Origin of the sequence: Flavobacterium fructosi (assembly GCF_042787335.1) — a bacterium.
Taxonomy (GTDB): domain Bacteria; phylum Bacteroidota; class Bacteroidia; order Flavobacteriales; family Flavobacteriaceae; genus Flavobacterium; species Flavobacterium fructosi.
On the sequence record NZ_JBHZQA010000004.1, the window covers coordinates 139,072 to 159,219 of the forward strand.

At 33.5% G+C, this 20,148-nt stretch carries 20 protein-coding genes and 2 tRNA genes; 17 read left to right on the forward strand and 5 right to left on the reverse strand.

Annotation, left to right across the window (positions count from 1 at the left end):
* Positions 1 to 119 precede the first annotated feature (119 nt).
* From ACFX5D_RS08345 to ACFX5D_RS08385, 9 genes are all read left to right on the forward strand, one after another.
* Entirely contained in the window at positions 120 to 557 is a 438-nt protein-coding gene (locus tag ACFX5D_RS08345; RefSeq protein WP_379857776.1) for a TPM domain-containing protein, read from the forward strand.
* Positions 557 to 1,372, forward strand: coding sequence for a TPM domain-containing protein (locus ACFX5D_RS08350; RefSeq protein WP_379857777.1), 816 nt, complete (start codon positions 557 to 559; stop codon positions 1,370 to 1,372). Before ACFX5D_RS08345 ends, ACFX5D_RS08350 begins: the two co-directional genes overlap by 1 nt.
* A gap of 168 nt (positions 1,373 to 1,540) precedes the next feature.
* Positions 1,541 to 1,954 carry an RrF2 family transcriptional regulator gene (locus ACFX5D_RS08355; RefSeq protein WP_379849627.1) on the forward strand — a complete coding sequence of 138 codons (414 nt, stop codon included), beginning with the start codon at positions 1,541 to 1,543 and terminating at the stop codon, positions 1,952 to 1,954.
* A gap of 446 nt (positions 1,955 to 2,400) precedes the next feature.
* Entirely contained in the window at positions 2,401 to 3,549 is a 1,149-nt protein-coding gene (locus tag ACFX5D_RS08360) for a porin (RefSeq protein WP_379857778.1), read from the forward strand.
* A gap of 27 nt (positions 3,550 to 3,576) precedes the next feature.
* Entirely contained in the window at positions 3,577 to 4,524 is a 948-nt protein-coding gene (locus tag ACFX5D_RS08365) for a PstS family phosphate ABC transporter substrate-binding protein (RefSeq protein WP_379857779.1), read from the forward strand.
* Positions 4,525 to 4,621: 97 nt separating this feature from the next.
* Entirely contained in the window at positions 4,622 to 5,515 is an 894-nt protein-coding gene (pstC, locus tag ACFX5D_RS08370) for a phosphate ABC transporter permease subunit PstC (protein ID WP_379857780.1), read from the forward strand.
* A 12-nt stretch (positions 5,516 to 5,527) separates the two neighbouring features.
* Entirely contained in the window at positions 5,528 to 6,367 is an 840-nt protein-coding gene (gene pstA / locus ACFX5D_RS08375) for a phosphate ABC transporter permease PstA (protein ID WP_379857781.1), read from the forward strand.
* A complete protein-coding gene (pstB, locus tag ACFX5D_RS08380) occupies positions 6,364 to 7,125 on the forward strand; it encodes a phosphate ABC transporter ATP-binding protein PstB (RefSeq protein WP_379857782.1) in 762 nt (253 codons plus the stop codon). Before pstA ends, pstB begins: the two co-directional genes overlap by 4 nt.
* Before the next feature lie 224 nt (positions 7,126 to 7,349).
* A complete protein-coding gene (locus tag ACFX5D_RS08385; protein ID WP_379857783.1) occupies positions 7,350 to 7,586 on the forward strand; it encodes a hypothetical protein in 237 nt (78 codons plus the stop codon).
* 65 nt (positions 7,587 to 7,651) lie between these two features.
* On the opposite strand, the gene der is transcribed toward ACFX5D_RS08385, so the two are convergent.
* A complete protein-coding gene (gene der / locus ACFX5D_RS08390; RefSeq protein WP_073203747.1) occupies positions 7,652 to 8,962 on the reverse strand; it encodes a ribosome biogenesis GTPase Der in 1,311 nt (436 codons plus the stop codon).
* A 107-nt stretch (positions 8,963 to 9,069) separates the two neighbouring features.
* Here der and ACFX5D_RS08395 point away from each other — a divergent pair, with 107 nt between their 5' ends.
* On the forward strand, positions 9,070 to 9,567 hold the full coding sequence (locus ACFX5D_RS08395; protein ID WP_379857784.1) for a hypothetical protein: 498 nt from the start codon (positions 9,070 to 9,072) through the stop codon (positions 9,565 to 9,567).
* A 217-nt stretch (positions 9,568 to 9,784) separates the two neighbouring features.
* Here ACFX5D_RS08395 and era read toward each other — a convergent pair whose 3' ends face one another.
* On the reverse strand, positions 9,785 to 10,666 hold the full coding sequence (gene era / locus ACFX5D_RS08400) for a GTPase Era (protein WP_379849615.1): 882 nt from the start codon (positions 10,664 to 10,666) through the stop codon (positions 9,785 to 9,787).
* Positions 10,667 to 10,784: 118 nt separating this feature from the next.
* On the opposite strand from era, the gene ACFX5D_RS08405 reads away from it, so the two are divergent.
* A tRNA-Met gene (locus ACFX5D_RS08405) sits at positions 10,785 to 10,857 on the forward strand.
* Positions 10,858 to 10,889: 32 nt separating this feature from the next.
* A tRNA-Met gene (locus ACFX5D_RS08410) sits at positions 10,890 to 10,962 on the forward strand.
* Between the two features lie 621 nt (positions 10,963 to 11,583).
* Here ACFX5D_RS08410 and ACFX5D_RS08415 read toward each other — a convergent pair.
* The 3 genes from ACFX5D_RS08415 to ACFX5D_RS08425 form a co-directional block, all read right to left on the reverse strand.
* Complete coding sequence (locus tag ACFX5D_RS08415; protein WP_379857785.1) at positions 11,584 to 12,252, reverse strand: response regulator; 669 nt, start codon at positions 12,250 to 12,252, stop codon at positions 11,584 to 11,586.
* An 8-nt stretch (positions 12,253 to 12,260) separates the two neighbouring features.
* On the reverse strand, positions 12,261 to 13,901 hold the full coding sequence (locus tag ACFX5D_RS08420; RefSeq protein ID WP_379857786.1) for a tetratricopeptide repeat-containing sensor histidine kinase: 1,641 nt from the start codon (positions 13,899 to 13,901) through the stop codon (positions 12,261 to 12,263).
* A gap of 128 nt (positions 13,902 to 14,029) precedes the next feature.
* Positions 14,030 to 14,236, reverse strand: a complete 207-nt coding sequence (locus ACFX5D_RS08425) for a fimbrial biogenesis chaperone (RefSeq protein ID WP_379857787.1) — start codon at positions 14,234 to 14,236, stop codon at positions 14,030 to 14,032.
* A gap of 321 nt (positions 14,237 to 14,557) precedes the next feature.
* Here ACFX5D_RS08425 and ACFX5D_RS08430 point away from each other — a divergent pair, with 321 nt between their 5' ends.
* The 5 genes from ACFX5D_RS08430 (at position 14,558) to ACFX5D_RS08450 (ending at position 19,870) form a co-directional block, all read left to right on the forward strand.
* Positions 14,558 to 15,397, forward strand: coding sequence for a hypothetical protein (locus ACFX5D_RS08430; protein WP_379857788.1), 840 nt, complete (start codon positions 14,558 to 14,560; stop codon positions 15,395 to 15,397).
* Between the two features lie 863 nt (positions 15,398 to 16,260).
* A complete protein-coding gene (locus tag ACFX5D_RS08435; protein WP_379857789.1) occupies positions 16,261 to 17,298 on the forward strand; it encodes an alpha/beta hydrolase in 1,038 nt (345 codons plus the stop codon).
* Between the two features lie 153 nt (positions 17,299 to 17,451).
* Entirely contained in the window at positions 17,452 to 18,099 is a 648-nt protein-coding gene (locus ACFX5D_RS08440) for a hypothetical protein (protein ID WP_379857790.1), read from the forward strand.
* A 166-nt stretch (positions 18,100 to 18,265) separates the two neighbouring features.
* Positions 18,266 to 19,042, forward strand: a complete 777-nt coding sequence (locus ACFX5D_RS08445) for a ferritin-like domain-containing protein (protein WP_379857791.1) — start codon at positions 18,266 to 18,268, stop codon at positions 19,040 to 19,042.
* 27 nt (positions 19,043 to 19,069) lie between these two features.
* A complete protein-coding gene (locus tag ACFX5D_RS08450) occupies positions 19,070 to 19,870 on the forward strand; it encodes a ferritin-like domain-containing protein (RefSeq protein WP_379857792.1) in 801 nt (266 codons plus the stop codon).
* The last annotated feature ends 278 nt before the right edge of the window (positions 19,871 to 20,148 follow it).

Below are 20,148 nucleotides of genomic sequence, written 5' to 3' on the forward strand. Positions count from 1 at the left end.
TTTAGGAGGAAAAAATAAATTTAATTTTAAGAGACAACCTTTAAAAATAAAAGATTTTTGATTGCAGATTAAAAAATTCTGAAATCAAAAATCTTTGATCTTAACTCAAAAATATTCCAATGTCAAAAGTAGAAGGTTTTTTAACCCAAGAAGAAGAACAAGCAATTATTGAAGCTATTCGCGTGGCTGAAAAAAATACTTCTGGCGAGATTAGAGTACATATAGAAAAAACAACTTCCGAAGAACCTTTTGACAGGGCTTTGGAAGTTTTTCATGAACTCAAAATGGACGAAACCCAGCTTCAAAATGGCGTTTTGATTTATCTTGCCATTGCCGATAAAAGATTTGTGATTTGCGGAGACAAAGGAATAAATGATCTTGTTGCAGATGATTTTTGGGAAACCACAAAAGAAATTATGAAAAACCATTTTAAAAACGGAAATTTCAAACAAGGACTCATTGATGGGATTTTAATGGCTGGGGAGCAGTTACAGAAATATTTCCCTTGGCAAGAAGGCGATACTAATGAATTATCAAACGAAATATCTAAAGGATAATGCTATTACTAAAAAAGAATAACTCAATTTTTCTAAAGCTATTAGTTTGTTTTTTACTTACACAAATTAGTTTTGCACAATTTACCATTCCTGAAAAACCAAGTTTACAAACTTCTGTTTATGATTATGCTAATGTTTTAAGTGCAAGCGAAAAAGCACAATTAGAGGAAAAACTCATTAAATATTCTGATTCGACCACAACTCAAATTGTGATAATTACCATTGAAACCCTTAAAGGCGAAGACATAGGTATTCTTACCCCAAAATGGGGACACCAATGGGGAATTGGCGGAACTGCAAAAGACGATAATGGTGTCCTTATTTTATTGGCTAAAGCCGAAAGAAAAATATGGATTTCACCAGGATATGGTGTTGAAGATCGACTAACTGCCGGTATTGGTGGAGAAATTACTCGAAATATTATCATTCCTGAATTTAAAGCGGGAAGCTATTACAAAGGGCTTGACAAAGGAACTGATGCCTTAATTGATGTTTTTAAAGGAAAATATAAAGGAGAACGAAGACAAATTAAAGGAAAAGAAAAAGGTTTTCCAATTATACCGTTTATAGTTATCATCATCGTTATTCTTGTACTAATTTCAAGAAATAAAGGTGGCGGTGGAGGAAATTCTGGTAACAGAAGTGGCGGACCAAGTTTACTTGACGTTCTTATTCTTAGCAGTCTTGGCAGAAACAGTGGCGGTGGGGGCTTTGGCGGTTCTTCCGGTGGAGGTTTTGGCGGTGGCGGAGGTGGATTTGGCGGTGGATTTGGCGGTGGAGGTTTCTCTGGTGGTGGTTCTGGCGGAGATTGGTAAATGACAATATTCCTTAGTCTAACTTTCTCGTTTTTTTCTGGGAAATAAACACATCGATATCAAAAATTACTAATTCAAAAAAATAAAGGTTCTTTTAAATTATAATACTTTTATTTTTAAAAATTAAAGACTACAATCAATTCAAAATACATAAATCAATTACAATAAATGCTTTCACATAAAGCCAAATACGCGCTCAAAGCATTATTGTTTTTAGCGCAACAAGACGAAAATCACATTTCAAGAACTATTGAAATCGCTGAAGCTGCTAACATTCCAAAAAAGTTTTTGGAGCAGATATTATTGGACCTAAAACGCGGCCATTTTGTTGGGAGCAAACAAGGGAAATTTGGCGGTTATTATCTTTTAAAATCTAAAAACGACATTACTTTAGCTGATATTCATCGGTTATTTGATGGCGCAATCGCATTGCTTCCATGTGCATCCCTAAATTTTTACGAGCGTTGTTCTGATTGCACAAGTGAATCAGAATGCCTATTACGACATGGACTTATGACTATTAGAGACGAGACTTTGAAAGCTATGCAAGGAATAACTATAGCTTCATTAGTGAAAAAATAAAAAAATATTTTTTAAACTCGACTAATTTTATAGAATTAGTTATATATTTGCCATGAATTTAATATTTAATTAACAATCCAAATTTAAACATATGAAAACGCATGTAAACACGTTCGTTATTTTAAGTGAACAAAAAGGAAATAAACAACTAATTGCAAGTAAAGAAAAGAGTAATCACATGATGTTTATGTGCCAGCAAAAAAAATTAACTTAAACTCGACTAATCACATATAATTTATATAATAATGACTATTATTCTTCTTAAAAAAGGTTTGCCAAACCTAGATTTAAATACCACCATTTTTTTTAATTTAAAAAATATGTGCAGTTTCTATTATATGTGCCCTCGGGCATAAAAACACTTTAGTGGCATTTAGTTTGAAAACAAAATCCATCAAATTAATAGAAAAACAAACACGTAGAATTAAAATTAAAAAAACTTAGAAATGAAAATCAAGAAAATACTATTACTACTAATAACAATTTTTACTATTGGAATAACGAAAGCACAATCATCGGATGATATACTTAATTTATTAATCCAAAAAGGGTTGGTTAAACAAAATGATGCCGACTCGATTCGTGCTGATTATGCTTTCAAACAACAAGAAGTAAAAGAAAAACAAAAATTATTTAATGTCCTTTCCAGTCGGAACATAAATATTGGTGGCGCTATACAAGTACGCTATCAATCCTTGCAAGAACCCGAAAAAGCTGATGGCTTTGATATAAGAAGAGCAAGATTAGACATTAAAGGTAATTTTTCACCAGAATGGGAATACCGATTACAAACTGATTTTGCTATCAATACAAAAATAATCGATGCGTATTTTGTCTATAAACCTTTTGATTACTTAAAAATAACCGCTGGACAATTTCTAATTCCAAATTCTTTAGAAAGCACTACTTCTGATAGTTCACTAGAGACAATAGATCGTGCACAAATAAGTGGATTAACAGGTCGAAATAAAGATGCAATAGGAGATCAAAATGGTCGTGATATCGGACTGCAAGCTAGTGGTAGCTTATTCAAAACAACCTCAAACCATTATATTTTAGATTATTATTTGGCTTATTTTGATGGCCAAGGAATAAACATTGCTGCCGATAAAAACGAATCTAAAGATATTGCTGCCAGAGTTGTGGCACATCCTTACGAGTTTTTAGATCTCGGCATTTCCTATTCTAATGGACACGATTCCTGGTCAACACCGGCTAAAAACCAAGATCAAATTCGCATTGGCGTAGATGTATCGGTAAATTATAATGAATTCTCATTTAGAGCTGAATATTTACAAGCACAACAAGGTACTTATATTGTAAACGGAGTAAATAGAGATCTTCTTAAGGACGGTTGGTATGCACAAGTGGGTTATTTTATTCTACCAAAGCAACTTCAATTTGTAGCTAAATACGATACATTCGACCCAACAAAAAACAATCCGAAAAATGATATTACCTCATTCTACACTCTTGGTGCTAATTTATATCCAAACAGTTTTGTAAAATTTCAAGTCAACTACAAGCATAAAAGGGAACAAGGATTTTCAATCAATAAAGACGAAATTATAGCACAATTGCAATTAAAATTCTAATTTTTAAAAATTCTAAAAAGAAACAAAATGAAAACATATAAAATATCGTTCGTAGCCGTAGTAATTTTATTATTGGCAAATGCCAGTACCACAAAAGTAACTGCACAAGATTTAAAAGGAAATATAAGCATTTCTGGGGCTTTTGCCTTGTATCCAATTACGGTAAAATGGGCAGAAGAATTTAAGAAAATTAACCCAAATGTTAAAATTGATATTCAAGCTGGAGGAGCAGGAAAAGGAATAACCGATGTATTATCTAAAGTAACAGACATAGGATTGGTTTCTCGAGACCTTAATGCAGCAGAGTATAAAAAAGGTGCTTTTGCCGTGGCAGTAACTAAAGATGCTGTAATTCCCACTATCAGCGCTTCGAGTCCGTACAGAAAAGTGTTGTATGAAAAAGGAGTGAAAAAAGATGCTTTCAACCATATATTTATTACTGGTAAATACAAAACCTGGAATACTTTAGGTTTTAAAAGTGAAGCTCCAATACATGTTTATACACGTTCAGATGCATCGGGAGCAGCAGAAACTTGGGCAAAATATTTCAATAAAAAACAAGAAGATTTACAAGGAGTAGCGGTATTTGGTGATCCTGGATTGGCGCAAGCTGTAAAAAGAGACCCGTCAGGATTAGGTTTTAATAATATTGTGTATGTCTATGATACCAAAACAAATAAACCAACTAACGGAGTAGTTCCTGTTCCAATTGATTTTAACAACAATGGAAAATTAGATCCAGATGAAAATTTTTATGATGATATCGATCAGTTGATTGCGGCTATTGTTGCCGGAAAATATCCTTCACCACCAGCAAGAGATCTGTATTTTGTAACTGTGGGAAAACCAAAAAATCCAATCGTAAAAGAATTTATAAAATACATTCTTACTGATGGGCAGAAATTTGTTCAGGAAGCAGGTTATATCAAGTTTTCCAAAGACAAAATTGCAAAAGAGTTAGAAAAAGTAAAATAATACTCTTTTAAATATCCAATATCTATCCTAATAAAACTCCTTAAAACCACGAGCGGAGTAAAACGCAGTTGGTTAAGGTGGTTTCACTACAATTAAAATGAAAAATATAAGATTACTAAAAGATCGTTTCCTCAGTAAAGCTTTTTTAACTCTCACCGTACTTTCCATATCTACAGTAGTTTTAATGGGTCTTGGTTTATTTTACAAATCATTACCTATTTTGCATAGCACCTCATTGTGGAATCTATTATCGTCCTCCGAATGGAAACCGTTTAAGGAAGCTTTTGGGTTTTATCCTTTTATAGTGGGTACATTTTGGGTAACAGGAATTGCCATAATTATAGCTTTACCACTATCCATGCTTACTGCAATCTATCTTTCGGAGTATGCAAACATCAGGGTTCGGAAATTGGTTTTACCATTGATCGAATTACTCTCAGGAATTCCACCGGTTCTTTTTGGAGTTTGGGGCGTATTGGTAATCGTTCCTTTAATTCAGGATAAAATTGCACCCCATTTTATTGAATTTACCACAGGATATTCCGTTTTAGCAGGAGGAATTGTTTTAGCCATTATGATCTTTCCGTTGATTATAAGTATTCTGATAGAGGTATTTGACAACGTTCCACAGGAATTAAGAGATGCGTCTTTGGCGCTGGGAGCAACGCAATGGCAAACCACTAAAAAAGTACTTCTAAGAAAATCAATTGATGGAATTGTAGCTGCAGTAGTACTGGCAATTTCGAGAGCTTTTGGTGAAACTATAGCCGTTCTGATGGTTTGCGGAAATTTGGCACAAGTCCCTAAAAGTGTATTCGATTCAGGATATCCTTTACCTGCTCTTATTGCCAATAACTACGGAGAAATGATGTCTATCCCCATGTATGACTCGGCGCTGATGTTTGCCGCTTTACTCCTGTTTGTCATTATCTTTTTGTTTAATGCGATTTCTAGAATTATTTTATTCAGAATTGAAAAAAGAACCAACTAAAACCCATCAAAAATGAAAAAAACAGAAGAAAACATATTTAAATTTTTGATGATACTTAGTACAATCATCATTAGTAGCACCTTATTCCTGCTTCTATACACCATTTTTTCAAGAGGTGTTGGATCGTTGAGTTGGGATATGATTTCAAAAATACCGGAGGGAGGCTTTTATATTGGCAAAGGCGGTGGAATTCTGAACGCTATAATTGGATCTGTCTATATTACTTTCGGTTCAACCTTATGGGGGCTTTTAGTGAGTATACCAATTGTCATTTACATCAACGTATATGCAAAAAAAAATTCATTATTAGCGAATATCACCCGATTGAGTTATGACATTTTGTTCGGGATTCCCTCAATTGTTTATGGGGCTTTTGGTTTCGCCATAATGGTTTATATGGGATTAAAAACGTCCCTTTTAGCAGGAATAATAACGGTAACGCTAATGATTATTCCCATATTGGTTCGAGCCATAGACGAAGTGGTAAGAGTCGTACCTGAAGATATGAGCAACTCCGTATATTCTCTTGGTGGCACGCGTTATGAAACCGCAAAAATCTTATTACGACAATCAATCCCTGGAATTATTACTGCGATATTATTATCCTTTGGCAGAGCGATTGGCGATGCAGCCTGTGTGCTTTTCACTGCTGGTTTTACAGATAGTATTCCAACATCTCTTAATCAACCTGCAGCAACCTTACCCTTGTCGATATTTTTCCAATTGAGTAGTCCGATTCAAGAAGTTCAAAACAGAGCGTATGCAGCGGCAGTTATTCTTACCACAATAGTTTTAATCATTAGTATTGCTGCAAAAATTGCGAGTAAAAACCTTTCAAAAAATAAAATATGATCACTCAACCACATATCAGCATCCAAAATTTAAACGTATATATTGGAGAAAACCATATCCTAAAGAACATCAATCTGGACATTCCAGACAAAAAAGTTACCTCATTAATAGGTCCTTCCGGTTGTGGAAAAACAACTCTTCTTAAAACGATGAACCGTCTGCTCGACCGACAAACGGATGTACGTATTGAAGGAAAAGTACTAGTTGATGGCGAAAATATCTATGATCCAAAAGTGGAAGTAACCCACATTCGTAAAAAAATGGGATTGCTCTCTCAAAGACCATTTCCATTACCGATGAACATTTATGACAACATTGCTTACGGACAACGAATTCATGGAAATAACAACAAAAAAGACCTTGACGAAATTGTAGAAAAACACCTTAGAGGTGTCAATCTTTGGGACGAAGTCAAAGACCGCTTAAAATCTCCTGCCACTCGATTATCTATTGGGCAACAACAACGATTGTGTTTGGCCAGAGGACTTGCGATCGAACCCGAAATTATTTTAGGTGACGAACCAACATCAGCGCTAGATCCAATTTCTACGCAGCATATCGAAGAATTATTTTTGCAACTAAAAGAAAAATACACCATTGTATTGGTAACACACATACTTCGTCAAGCGCGTAGGGTTTCGGATTATATTGGATTTGTGTATATGGGCGAAATAATAGAATTTGGTCCAACGGAAGAAATACTATTAAACCCAAAAGAGAAACTAACCAAAGATTATGTAAAAGGTTTCTTAAGTTAAATATTAAAACATTTAAAAAGCACAATCCACAAAAAAGTTCTGAAAAATCAGGACTTTTTTTTAAAAAACATACTAACATCTAAATCATAGTGTTTTTTGTAGAAATCATTAAAGAAAAATCTTTCTAAAAAATTTTTGCTTTCACTTCAGTTTTAAGCATTGATTAATAACACGTTAACTAAATATTTACATTTTCTGGCTTAAATTTAATAAAAGATATAGCCATGAAAAATTTTGCAATCAAACTTGTGTGGTTTACCACCATTTATGTTTTTATATTTGCCGGTTTATGTCAAACGAACGTTACTTTACCGGTAATACTGTCCTTATATTGCACTGGTTTACCATTAATCTTGTTTATGGTTTATACAGTACTGCATGACGATTACACAACGCTACGAACTTTTAAAGATTGGTACGGCGACCATCCAATGGAAACTTTAGAAGAAGAAGAGAATTAGAATTATTCTATTTCTTATCAAATAATTTAAGCAAAAAAAAATCCCGATTTTCTCGGGATTTTCTCTTATTTTTCTCTAATATAAATATCGATTGGTACTCCTGAAAAATCCCAATTTTCTCTTATTTTATTTTCCAGATAACGTTTGTATGGTTCTTTTACATATTGTGGCATATTAGCAAAAAACACAAATTGTGGGGTTGGCGTTGGCAATTGCATGCAATATTTAATTTTTACATATTTCCCTTTTGTTGCTGGTGGCGGATACGCTTCAATAACTTTCAACATAAATTCGTTGAATTTTGACGTAGCGATACGTTGTTGTCTGTTTTCAAAAACTTTTACGGTTGCTTCTAATGCTTTCAGTAAACGTTGTTTCGTTAAAGCCGAAACAAAAAGAATAGGCACATCCGTAAATGGCATTAATTCTTCTCTAATTTTAGCTTCATAATCACGAGTTGACATCGTTTCTTTTTCAACTAAATCCCATTTATTTACTAAGATTACAACTCCTTTACGGTTTTTCTCAGCCAACCAAAAAATACTTTGATCTTGACCTTCAAATCCACGAGTGGCATCAATAATCAAGATACATATATCTGCGTGTTCAATTGCACGAACCGAACGCATAACGGAGTAAAACTCTAAATCTTCCTTTACTTTCGCTTTACGACGAATTCCTGCCGTATCGACTAAGTTAAATTCGAAGCCAAAACGGTCAAATTTGGTATCAATAGAATCGCGCGTTGTTCCTGCAATGTCTGTAACAATATAACGTTCTTTACCAATTAAAGCGTTGATAAAGCTTGATTTTCCTGCATTGGGACGCCCTACAACTGCAAAACGAGGCAATGTAACTTCTTCCTGAGTTGGCTCTGGCTTTATAGGAAAAGCATCAATCAATGCATCTAATAAATCTCCGGTTCCACTTCCTGAAATACTCGCAAATGTGTAATATTCACCTAAACCAAGGTTATAAAACTCAATAGCATCTTTTTCACGCATTGCATTATCCACCTTGTTTACAGCAAGTAAAACAGGTTTCGTCACCTTACGCAACAATCTTGCTACAGCATCATCCATAGGAGTAATCCCTTCTTCCACATCAACCACAAAAATGATAACATCAGCTTCATCGATAGCAAGTTCCACTTGTTTACGGATTTCTCCTTCAAAAACATCATCAGAACCACGTACATATCCGCCGGTATCAATCACAGAAAACTCTTTTCCGTTCCACTCGCTTTTACCATAGTTTCTATCTCGGGTCACCCCAGATACTGAATCTACAATAGCTTCTCTTCGTTGTATCAGCCTATTAAAAAGGGTTGATTTCCCTACATTAGGTCTTCCTACTATCGCAACAATGTTATTCATAATACTAAATTCAAATATTTTGCAAAGGTAGTGTTTAATACCATGATTATCAATTTTTTTGGTATATTAGCAATACCTTCTCATTTAATTCTTACAATAATATTATTATGGATAACAATAATGAACTAAGACTCCGCCTCCGATTTTACAAAGATGTTCCTGAAAACGTTGACAATTTGTGCCTTAAATTCAAGAATCACACACAACAAATCTCCGAGGATTATTCGATAAAAATCGAAAGATCACATATTTGGCTCGATATAAAAGGTCCGAAAAAAGTGTACTATTCCCCTCACTTACACTTACAATTAGAACCTAAAGGCGACACTGAAACTCACATAAGAGGTTTATTTGGTCCTGATCCCACATTATGGACCTTTTTCATGTTTCTTCATTTTATAATTGCCGGTGTATTTATAATTTTTGCAGGCATAGCCTATTCTGATTATATTTTAAAAAATTCCGTAACATTCGATTTGACAGTCATGGTACTTATGGTTTTCTCCTGGTTTTTAATGTACCTCATTGCAAAACAAATCAGGCAAAACGGTAATAATCAAATGAATGAATTAGAAACATTATTCTTAAAAATTATAAAATCTTAGTTACATTAGGAGCAATTCCAGCACTTCACTACAATTCCTCTTTCGAAAAGCTTTTTTTCTAATACGCTTTCAGGAGCTTCCTTTGGTCGCTCTGAAAACTCAAGAAAAAACAGCATTCTCACTCTGGAGTTTTCTTTTCGATCTGGACTAAAAAAAAAATCAATACCGGAAAACGAATTCCAATATTGATTTTAAACAATTTTAAGTTATTTAGGATTTACTGATTGTACCCAAAACGCTTTAACATATTAGCGTTGCTTCGCCAGTTTTTATTCACTTTCACGTACAACTCAATGTGAATTTGTTTTCCAAAGAATTTTTCTAAATCGGTGCGGGACTCCATTCCTACTTTTTTCAAAGCAGCTCCTTTATGCCCAATGATGATTCCCTTTTGAGTTTCACGTTCCACCATAATCAAGGAACGAATTCTGATGATGTTCTCGTCTTCAAAAAACTCTTCTGTAACAATTTCTACAGCGTATGGAATTTCTTTGCTGTAATTCAATAAGATTTTCTCGCGGATCGTTTCATTTACAAAAAAACGTTCCGGTTTATCCGTTAACTGGTCTTTTGGATAATAAGCCGGAGATTCCGGTAACAATTCTATTATTCGTCCAAAAACTTCCGGTACATTAAAATTCTGCAATGCTGATATTGGGAAAATTTCCGCATTAGGCACTTTCGCGGCCCAAAAAGCAACTTGCTCTTCTAACTGCACTTGGTTTGAAGTATCAATTTTGTTTAACAAAAGTAGTACTGGAATAGTAGCATGAATAATTTTATTAAAAAAAGCTTCATCTTTCAAATCTTGCTCTCCTATTTCCACCATATAAATCAAAACATCCGCATCTTCAAAAGCCGATTTAACGAAATTCATCATCGATTCCTGCATTTCATAAGCAGGTTTAATGATTCCTGGTGTATCCGATAAGATCATTTGAAAATCTTCGCCGTTTACAATTCCTAGAATTCTATGACGCGTTGTTTGTGCTTTAGATGTAATAATTGACAATCGTTCTCCAACAAATGCATTCATTAATGTTGATTTCCCAACGTTTGGATTCCCTATGATATTTACAAAACCTGCTTTATGTGACATTTTTATTATAATTTATTGTGCAAAGGTAGTTATATCAAGTCAATAGATGAAATAAAACATTTTTAAAAAAAAAATATTGGAAATACAGAAATTCGTTGTAGATTTGCACCCGAAACAACGCGGGATAGAGCAGTAGGCAGCTCGTCGGGCTCATAACCCGAAGGTCACAGGTTCGAGTCCTGTTCCCGCTACTAATAATTTTATTGAAATTACAAACGCACATCGCGGGATAGAGCAGTAGGCAGCTCGTCGGGCTCATAACCCGAAGGTCACAGGTTCGAGTCCTGTTCCCGCTACTGAGAAAAACCCATCAATATTTTGATGGGTTTTTTTATTTTTACTATCTTCCTCAACTCATATAAACACTGAGATTAAGTCAAAAATACTGTTCACTTTTTTGGTTAGATACGCTCTATTTTTCGCCTGAATGTATAATTGCCGAACCAGAAAATCACGGTAAGAATTTCAGCTTTGAACCACCGAGTCGAGTTTGAAATAAAAACGGCTGGGGTCCCGATATAGAAATTTGTCCGATGATTTTTGGGATAAATAAATCAAATTAACTAGAATTATGGCTACTTGTGCGATCGCTCTTTTGTCGAGATGACAAACCGTCGACAGCCCTTAAATAAAAAGAATAAGAAAAACAACGAAAAGTGAAGTGACAGCACTCCGCGAGTTGAGTCCGCAGGACGAACGGTTCGGGCTGCGGAATAGTTGAAATTAAAAGGAGGACTGCCAGTGGCAGTCCTCCTTTTAATTTCAATCGTTTTTAAGCTTTTTATTTTCAGGATTGAAATCGAAGATTCATGAATATCAAAAAACAATAATAACCGATGAATATTTTTTGTTTCTTTTGAAATCATAGATTCACGAACTCAAAACCAATTTAAAAAAGAAGAGCGAAAAAGAAATAACTAAACGAGCCCTAAATCTTTTGCAATAGCGACTAAGTGGGTCGGATTGTTTGCATTAAAGTAAATTTTGAGTTTGGTGATGCGTTTTTCAATAGTACTTTTGCTGCTGGGGTTAATCCCAACCTCTTTAAATTTTGCTTCCATGCTTTCTTGAGAAACTCCAATCGAAAGATACTTGATTAATTCTAAGTCGTAATTGTCAATTTCTTGAACCGTTTTGTTTTGCAGTATGTGGTTTAATTCAGGTGATATGTATTTTTCATCATTTTGAAAAGTGTTCAAAATTGCCTTCTTTAGTTCTGGAATACTATTGCGTCCTTTCATGACGAAAGCATTAATGTCTAATTTTTCAAAAAGTGACTTTATGAGAAAGGATTTATTTTCAATAGAAAAGGCAATTACTTTTATTTCTGGATATAAATGTTTTACAGCGGCAATTAATTCTTCTCCAGAATCAAGTTTGTTTACTCTGTAATCAGCTTTAAAAGATAAATCGGTAATTAACAGTTGATAGGGCTCTTGATCGAGATATGCTTTTTTGATTTTTGTCAAAGCATCATCACAATATTTAGTGTAGTCAATTTTTGAAACCGCCAATTCTTCAAGCACTTGCACTACAGCAATATTGTTGAAATCGATATCTTCAGCTATTAAGACTTTTATAAACATATTTAAAATTATTTAGGGAATAAAATTTTTGCTTTTATTCCTTTGTTAAGTTCTGAGTCAAAAGTAAATGTTCCTTTTATACCTTTTATGCGGTTTTCCGCATTTTGCAGTCCATTTTTATGTTTAATGGTTTTACTGAACCCAATTCCATTATCTGAATAACTAATTTGAACAAACTTTTGTAATGTCTCAAAGCCAATAATAACATAATTACATTGGCTGTGCTTTTTCATATTAACCATTAATTCCTGCAAGACACGGTATACTGCAATTTTTTTTTCAGGCTGAATTTTTAGCCAATTGATATCATGATTATCTTTAAGAATAACATTTATGGTATCTCCTGAATAATTTGACAGCATAGCTTTGAGATTTATTTCGAATTTATCTCCGGTATCGATATTGCTATTTTCGCCTGAAATATTACGAGTTCGTTTGTATATAGCATCAAGATTTACGAGCAGTTGCTCCTTGTTTTCAGCCAGCATTAAATCTTTTGTTTCGGCGAATGAGATGGTATGATAAACATCATTGGCAAGTTCGTCATGTAATTTTTTTGCAATTCTTATTTCTGTACTATAGGAAGTTTGTATTTTTTCAATCCTGTTTTTGTTACGAAAATACCTTATCATATATAGTATTAAAATGACAAGAAAAATAATCCCAATTGCAAATACGATTCTTTGATATTTTACTTTTTGCACATACAATAAGTTCTCTGCTTTCTCTAAACGAAGTTTCTGATTTTCATCTTTCTCTTTCTTGGCATCATATTTAATTTTGGCAAACTTGTTTTTAAAATTGTTTCTAATCTTTATGATACTATCATTTAAAAAAATGTATTTTTGGACATATTGAACATTTGTAGAACCAAAATCGTTCGAAATTATAAAGGATAATGCTTTTAATCTTTCATCAATACTATTGAATTTTGTAGCTGTTTGATAGGCAGTTTTGGCATATTGATTCGATTTTTGAAAATCAATTTTCGCATAATATTCCGCTAAATGCAGATTACTCTCAATCCCTCCATAAGAATCATTGATTAGATTTCGCATTTTGATCCCTTCCTTCATTAATGCAAGTCCTTTTTCAGCCATTCCCTTTTTGAAATATGCAAAACCAAGATTATCTACAACTCTAGCTTTACTTTCTACAAGCGATTCACTATCTAATATTTTTTTATTTAAGATTGATTTTAAAACTTTTATAGCCTTATCGTATTTTTTTTGTTGAATATAAACAACGGCGATATTGTTTAAAGGGGCTTGTTTGGATAATAGATCTTTTGAATCATTTATGGCTTCGTTATAATAAAAAATAGCGTCATTATAATTGGAAAGTTCTTTATCAGCAATTCCAAAAAAATTATTTGCAGCGGTAAGATAATTATTGTCATTTTGTATATAAGGTAATGCATCAGTCAAAGTTTCTTTACTTCCATAATAGTCTCCATTTATTTGTTGTATAGAAGCCATTTGGATAAGATTATAGGCAATATTGGCACTATCTTTTATTATTTCAAATGTTATTTTTGATTTGTTAAAGTAATAAAAAGCGCCATTAAAGTTTTTCTTATTAAAATTATTCAAAGCATGTTCCCGCATAAGGGATGCTTGCTTTTTGATAGGATTTGGTGTAACCGACACCGTTGTTTTCTCTTTACAGGAGAGGATAAAAAGAAAAATAAGTAAACTAAAAAACGGGGATCGCAGCATGAAAGGTACTTTCCCCGAAAAATAGCAATTAATTATTTATTATGTACTTTAAATCATTATTATTTTGGAGGAGTAATAATCACTGGTTGATCTCCAGGGCCGTCTACAGCATTTGCTTGTCCTGTTCCAACAGCTGCTTGATTTATACTCTTTTTTGCCACTGTTATTCCCGTGGTCTTATTATCTGTTTGAACACCATCTGCTGTGCAGGAAAAGATTGTAGAAATTAATAGCGCAAACGCTCCCAATAGAAATATTTTTTTCATTTTTTTATGAATTTAAAATTAGACGTAAGTAGTACCGTCCAGATAGTTTCTGAATTTTATTAATGGCAATACCAAATTTTGTTGGGAAGTGTAGTGCGCCTAAACCGTAAAGAATGTTTTATACTTCCCGGATAAATTATCAGTTCGATTCGGCTACACTATTATGAACTAGTTTTGTACATTTGTTCCTATCGCGAAATAGAACAGGAACTAATTCTGAGGCAAAGTAAAGATGCTTTTTCGCATAGATTAACCGGGTATTCCTAGAATTCCTGCAATGCCGTAATATTCCTTTATATTCCTAAAAATTCCCAAAAGCTCATGGAGAACAATACTTTAGAAGATTATAAAATAGCCGTTAAAGCAAAATATGAGATCGAAAAAAAGGGGACGCATTCAAGCGTTTTAATTAGTCCTTCTCGGGCAAGATTAAGAAGTTTGTGTTTAGAAATTTTTAAATCGAATCAAAATCAAAACGATTTAAATGTTTTTTCTTCATTTTTTAAATTTGATTTTAGTCCAAGTTGTAGTGGTAAATTAAAAGAGCAAACAGATAAATTTAGACCTATTGAAACCTTCCTTAAAGGAGAAACTAACTTGGTAGATGTTGAAGCTATAAACCTAGCAGCAATTTTGGTGGATTTTCAACCACGGCCATTTTTGAAATTTTCGAAAAGTGATTGGAATAAAGATGCTGCGAAAATGGGAGCGTTTCCAGGATTCAATAAAAAAAAGGAAGAAATTTATACCCTTAAACATACGGAGCAATCGCTTAAGCATACCTTTTTAGAAAAAATATCCAAAAAAATGGTATTGATTGTCTTAATAGTTTTAAGCTTCGCATTCACCTCTTATTTTATTTTTCAAAAAAAACAATGCATGCAATGGTCTGATGATCATTATGAATTGGTAGATTGCGAGTTATCCGATAATGATCTTGTTAATTTTAATACAATAAAACCTTTCGATAAAAACCTCATGGATCTTCAGAAAATTAATATTTGTGATACTACCGTATTTTTTAAAAATGGAGAAGCAATTATTTGGTATGCGAAAACAGAAAATGGAATTGAGTTCTTCAATACTCATGGAAGACATCCTGAAAATGACAATGCTTTAAAACCGGTAACACATTATATTTTAAATAAATATGTAAAGTGATTTGTATTTGATTTTTTTTAAGTGTAATTTCAGTACCAAACCTGATGTGCTAATGGTATATTATGACTTTCAATGAGAAACATACATTGTGAGTCAGGGGATAGACAAGCGTCTCGGGTCACAAGAGGAAAATTCGTCAGATGATTTTGGGATAAAAATATTGTGGCATTAAATCGTAGATTCAGGAACTCCAATAAATTATTAACTATGAGTAATTAGAACAAAATAAAAAATTGCTTTCAAATAAAAAATCGCTACTCATTAAAGCAGTAATAAATCAGATTCATTTAAATTATCTCGATACTTGTGTAATCTCACCTTCGTTGAGATGACAATATCGTTACAAAACAAAAAAAATACCTAAGTATCCTTTTCTTTCTATTTTTAATTTAAAAATCCAATAATTTAAAAAAAACTAATTTATCAAAAAGAGCTATTTGAAAGAGTTGCCTCTTTTTTCCAGAAAGAAATATCTTTTCAAAGAAAACGACCAAATGAAATTATTATTTAAATTTTTGTTAATTATCTGTAAAACAACGTAATATATTATTTTTATTAGTAATTTTAATTTTCGAAAAAACAAAACAAAATAAAAAACTCCAAAAGTAAAAAGGAAACTGGAATGAGCAGAAAGATAGTTCCAGTAAAAAATTGAATTCTTAAGTGATGTCTCCTTATTTTTGGAAAAAAATGCTTGAAAACCCCAAATCGAGCTTAGCAATACCATTTAATCTTTGAAAATACCGTAAATTTTTTGTTTAGAATTCATATCCTGTGATTGAATGCTACAAAAAGTCCTCATTTTTCATTCCATTGAATTTATTACAGATTCTATTTCTATCATTAAATTTACAACACATATAATGAAATCAAAACTAAAAAAAGTTGGGACATTATTGTTAGCTATTGCTTTTTCTGGTGAAGTAGCTGCACAAACAAAAGATGCCTCACAAGATCCGAACATTGAAAGCAATATCAGAGGTTTTTTAAAAGTCCTTAATTCAGGAACTGGTAAGCCTATAGAACAATTACCAACTAAAGAAGGTCGGGCAGTACTGAGTGGCTTACAATCATCTATAAAAGTTGATATATCTGGAATAATTGTTACCGAGAAAACGATTGTTGTGGATGGTCAAAATATTAAACTAAACATCATCAAACCTGAAAATGCAAAAGACATATTGCCGGTATTTATGTTTTTCCATGGTGGAGGTTGGGTGCTTGGCGATTTTCCTACACATCAACGAATGGTTAGAGATTTAGTTGTAGAATCTGGCGCCGCTGCAGTGTTTGTTAACTATTCGCCATCGCCTGAAGCGCACTATCCAGTAGCTATTAACCAAGCCTATAACGCTACAAAATGGGTGGCTGAACACGGAAAAGAAATTGGAGTTGATGGAAAAAGACTAGCGGTTGCAGGGAACAGTGTCGGAGGAAACATGGCTACAGTGGTTGCAATAATGGCTAAAGAAAAAAAAGGACCTACTATTAAATTGCAGGTTTTGTTTTGGCCAGTTACCGATGCTAATTTTGAAACCGAATCCTATAATTTATTTGCTAAAGATCGATTCCTGACTAAAAATTTAATGATGTGGATGTGGGATAATTATACAACTGACCCAAAACAACGTAAAGAAATTTATGCCGCACCTTTGCAGGCTACAACCAGTCAATTGAAAGGATTGCCACCAGTATTGGTGCAAACCGCACAAAATGATATTTTAAGAGATGAAGGCGAAGCGTATGCCCGAAAATTAGACGAAGCAGGGGTAAAAGTTACAGCAACACGTTATAATGGAATGATTCACGATTGGGGGTTATTAAATCCAATAAGTACAATTCCCGGAGCTAAATCAGCTTTATTACAAGCAGCTTCTGAAATAAAAAAAGCATTAAAATAAAACTTGATTTTTGTAACAATTCTAAATACAAGTTTTAGATATAATTAAAGGAAAAATGATGCATATCCTTCTGTCAATGTCACAAAGTAAAAGCGTAACTAATTTTAAAATAGCATTCTTAGACAAGCAGGATTCACTTTAAAAACATTCAAAATGAAAAAAACATTAGTAATTCTTTCGCTAATCTTCATTGCAGGATTAGGAAAATTATCAGCACAGGACAACAAAATGTCTAAGGATAAAGCATTAATGATGATGACCAATGTAAGCAACTGGCCTGAAGCTTCCCGTATGGCGGTAAAAGAAATCAACGACAAATACGGTAAACCTGACGGGATTACAAAAGACGAACTTATCTGGATGAAGAAAGGCGTTTGGAAAAAAATCTGCATCAGTAAAAAAGAAACCAAACATAGTTTCCCCATAGAGCATACCGATATGATGCAGACCACCATAAGTTACAAAGTACCTATGGAAATAATGGACGAACTTGGTAAATTTGATGGTAGTGTAACATTTGATCGTACACAAGGAACTATGAGCGCACGCTGCGATAAAGAAGGGAATAACTTCTTAGCATTAAACCTGGCTAATGATATTATTATAGGTAAAAAATCTGTTGAAGAAGCACGAAAAGCATATGGAGATATTGTAAAAGAAAAAATGAATGGAGGCAACCCAATATATATGCAAAAGCTAACTTTCTCAACACAAGAAAACACCGCAGATCCAGACATAAATACCACAGGATTAACTAAAGAAGATGTAATGAAAGTTATGAAAAAAACCGGGGCAAAATAAACGAAATTATAAACAATAAATAATAACAAGTTTAAACTTAAATGCATAATTAAAATTTTAACCCTTATATGTAATTTGATAATATAAGTTTAATATTCTTCTCAAATCTAACACACCTACTGTATCATTTATTAATATCATTAGTAACCTTTTAATTGTTTAAATTATGAAAAATTTAGTAAAGATTAAAGAAGTAGAACCTTCCTTTACCGACAGGAGGAAATTTCTTAAAATCAGTGGACTCACTATTGTGGGCACAGGTTTATTATTAACCGGTTGTAACAAAGACGACGATATCTTTATTAGCCCTAATGACAGTAATTTAACGGCAAAATATGGTGGTGGTCATTTCCCTGGGCTAAAAGATGGTGTATTTGATTTGGGCGGGAACGATCTGGGAGTGTTGACCTATGCATATGCTCTGGAACAATTAGAAGCCGATTTTTATACTAAAGTCGTAAATGCTAGTGGTTTTACTTCAAATTTTACAGCAGAAGATCAGCTGGTTTTGATTGATTTGTATCATCATGAAGTAATACACCGAGACTTCTTTAAAGCAACTCTGAGCGCAGCGCTTCCAAATCCAAAAAAACAATTACTTCCTGATTTAGCCTTTGATTATGGAGGTTTAAATTTTAGTAGTCGCAGTCAAGTTCTAGCTACAGCTAAAGCATTGGAAGATACTGGAGTTGCCGCTTATAACGGTGCGGGAAGATTAATTTCAAATCCGGAATATTTGTTATTAGCAGGGAAAATAGTTTCGGTTGAAGCAAGACATGCTTCTGCAATCAGAAGTTTAATTAATCCCAATTCCAAAGATTTTGCCGGGGATGATGTAGTAGATCCTACAACAGGCCTGGATGTTAAGAAAAATCCTTCGGAAGTCCTCGCCATTGCTGATGGATTTATTACAACTCCATTCACTGCATTATACTTACCGTAAAACAATTAACTTTTAAAAATAGAAATTATGAACATATTAAAATTTATAGAGTCTTTTGCTAATGAAGGTTTAATGCAAAGTAAAGGCTCCAGAAGAGAAAGTTTTACACAATTTGGTCAGTTGGGGAAAAATTTAGCTTTAGCAGCTATTCCATTTGGATTGTCAACATTTACAAATGCTGCCTATGCTGCAGACATCAGCCCTACGCCAAGTACACCAACTGGTGCTTTACAACTTGCTCTGACATTAGAATACCTTGAAAAAGAATATTATATTATGGGATTAGATTCGGGTGTGATCCCTACAGGCGGAAGAGATCAAAAAGTTTTTATGCAAATATCAGAACATGAAACAGATCATGTTACCTTCTTAATAAACGCGTTAGGTGGCCCTGGAAGTCCGAACGTTGTTGCAAAACCGACATTTGACTTTACAGTTGGTGGACTTTTTCAGCCATTTAGTGATTACGCAACGTTTTTGGCATTGGCACAAGCTTTTGAAGATACTGGCGTACGAGCATACAAAGGACAAGCTGGAAATTTAATTTCAACGCCTGATTTACTGACCGCAGCCTTGCAGATCCATTCTGTCGAAGCGCGTCATGCCTCTGAAGTAAGACGATTACGTGGTCAAAAAGGATGGATTATCCGCAATGATCGTGGCGGTTTACCGGTTCAGGCCCAACCTGTATATAATGGGGAGGAAAACACCAACCAGGCAGGTTTCAATACCGCAGCATTATTTGGTGTTGATGCAGGAACAGAATCATTTGACGAGCCATTAACAACGCAAGAAACGGTTACAATAGCTAATTTATTTATTGTGTAATTTAAAAATCAACCCAGTGTAAAAAAACATCTGAAATCATTTTTAAATGACTCTTTTTATTTAGTTAATAGATTTTATTAAAAAAAATCAAAAACTTGTCTAAAACAAAAGTGCGCTCTTAATAAGTGCGCACTTTTGTTATTATGCGAAAAGTAATATCCCCGAAAAGATCAACTGTTTACGAGCTTGTATTTTTATAAATACATATAAAATAGATGCTTATTATATATTTGTACTGTTTGGAAAATAACTTAACAGAAATAAAAAAGTATATTATT

What these genes read in the sequence shown, in the direction of transcription:
- ACFX5D_RS08345 (WP_379857776.1), top strand. Translation starts at nt 120, where the DNA reads ATGTCAAAAGTAGAAGGTTTTTTAACCCAAGAAGAAGAACAAGCAATT.
- ACFX5D_RS08350 (WP_379857777.1), top strand. Translation starts at nt 557, where the DNA reads ATGCTATTACTAAAAAAGAATAACTCAATTTTTCTAAAGCTATTAGTT.
- ACFX5D_RS08355 (WP_379849627.1), top strand. Translation starts at nt 1,541, where the DNA reads ATGCTTTCACATAAAGCCAAATACGCGCTCAAAGCATTATTGTTTTTA.
- ACFX5D_RS08360 (WP_379857778.1), top strand. Translation starts at nt 2,401, where the DNA reads ATGAAAATCAAGAAAATACTATTACTACTAATAACAATTTTTACTATT.
- ACFX5D_RS08365 (WP_379857779.1), top strand. Translation starts at nt 3,577, where the DNA reads ATGAAAACATATAAAATATCGTTCGTAGCCGTAGTAATTTTATTATTG.
- pstC (WP_379857780.1), top strand. Translation starts at nt 4,622, where the DNA reads ATGAAAAATATAAGATTACTAAAAGATCGTTTCCTCAGTAAAGCTTTT.
- pstA (WP_379857781.1), top strand. Translation starts at nt 5,528, where the DNA reads ATGAAAAAAACAGAAGAAAACATATTTAAATTTTTGATGATACTTAGT.
- pstB (WP_379857782.1), top strand. Translation starts at nt 6,364, where the DNA reads ATGATCACTCAACCACATATCAGCATCCAAAATTTAAACGTATATATT.
- ACFX5D_RS08385 (WP_379857783.1), top strand. Translation starts at nt 7,350, where the DNA reads ATGAAAAATTTTGCAATCAAACTTGTGTGGTTTACCACCATTTATGTT.
- der (WP_073203747.1), bottom strand. Translation starts at nt 8,962, where the DNA reads ATGAATAACATTGTTGCGATAGTAGGAAGACCTAATGTAGGGAAATCA.
- ACFX5D_RS08395 (WP_379857784.1), top strand. Translation starts at nt 9,070, where the DNA reads ATGGATAACAATAATGAACTAAGACTCCGCCTCCGATTTTACAAAGAT.
- era (WP_379849615.1), bottom strand. Translation starts at nt 10,666, where the DNA reads ATGTCACATAAAGCAGGTTTTGTAAATATCATAGGGAATCCAAACGTT.
- ACFX5D_RS08415 (WP_379857785.1), bottom strand. Translation starts at nt 12,252, where the DNA reads ATGTTTATAAAAGTCTTAATAGCTGAAGATATCGATTTCAACAATATT.
- ACFX5D_RS08425 (WP_379857787.1), bottom strand. Translation starts at nt 14,236, where the DNA reads ATGAAAAAAATATTTCTATTGGGAGCGTTTGCGCTATTAATTTCTACA.
- ACFX5D_RS08430 (WP_379857788.1), top strand. Translation starts at nt 14,558, where the DNA reads ATGGAGAACAATACTTTAGAAGATTATAAAATAGCCGTTAAAGCAAAA.
- ACFX5D_RS08435 (WP_379857789.1), top strand. Translation starts at nt 16,261, where the DNA reads ATGAAATCAAAACTAAAAAAAGTTGGGACATTATTGTTAGCTATTGCT.
- ACFX5D_RS08440 (WP_379857790.1), top strand. Translation starts at nt 17,452, where the DNA reads ATGAAAAAAACATTAGTAATTCTTTCGCTAATCTTCATTGCAGGATTA.
- ACFX5D_RS08445 (WP_379857791.1), top strand. Translation starts at nt 18,266, where the DNA reads ATGAAAAATTTAGTAAAGATTAAAGAAGTAGAACCTTCCTTTACCGAC.
- ACFX5D_RS08450 (WP_379857792.1), top strand. Translation starts at nt 19,070, where the DNA reads ATGAACATATTAAAATTTATAGAGTCTTTTGCTAATGAAGGTTTAATG.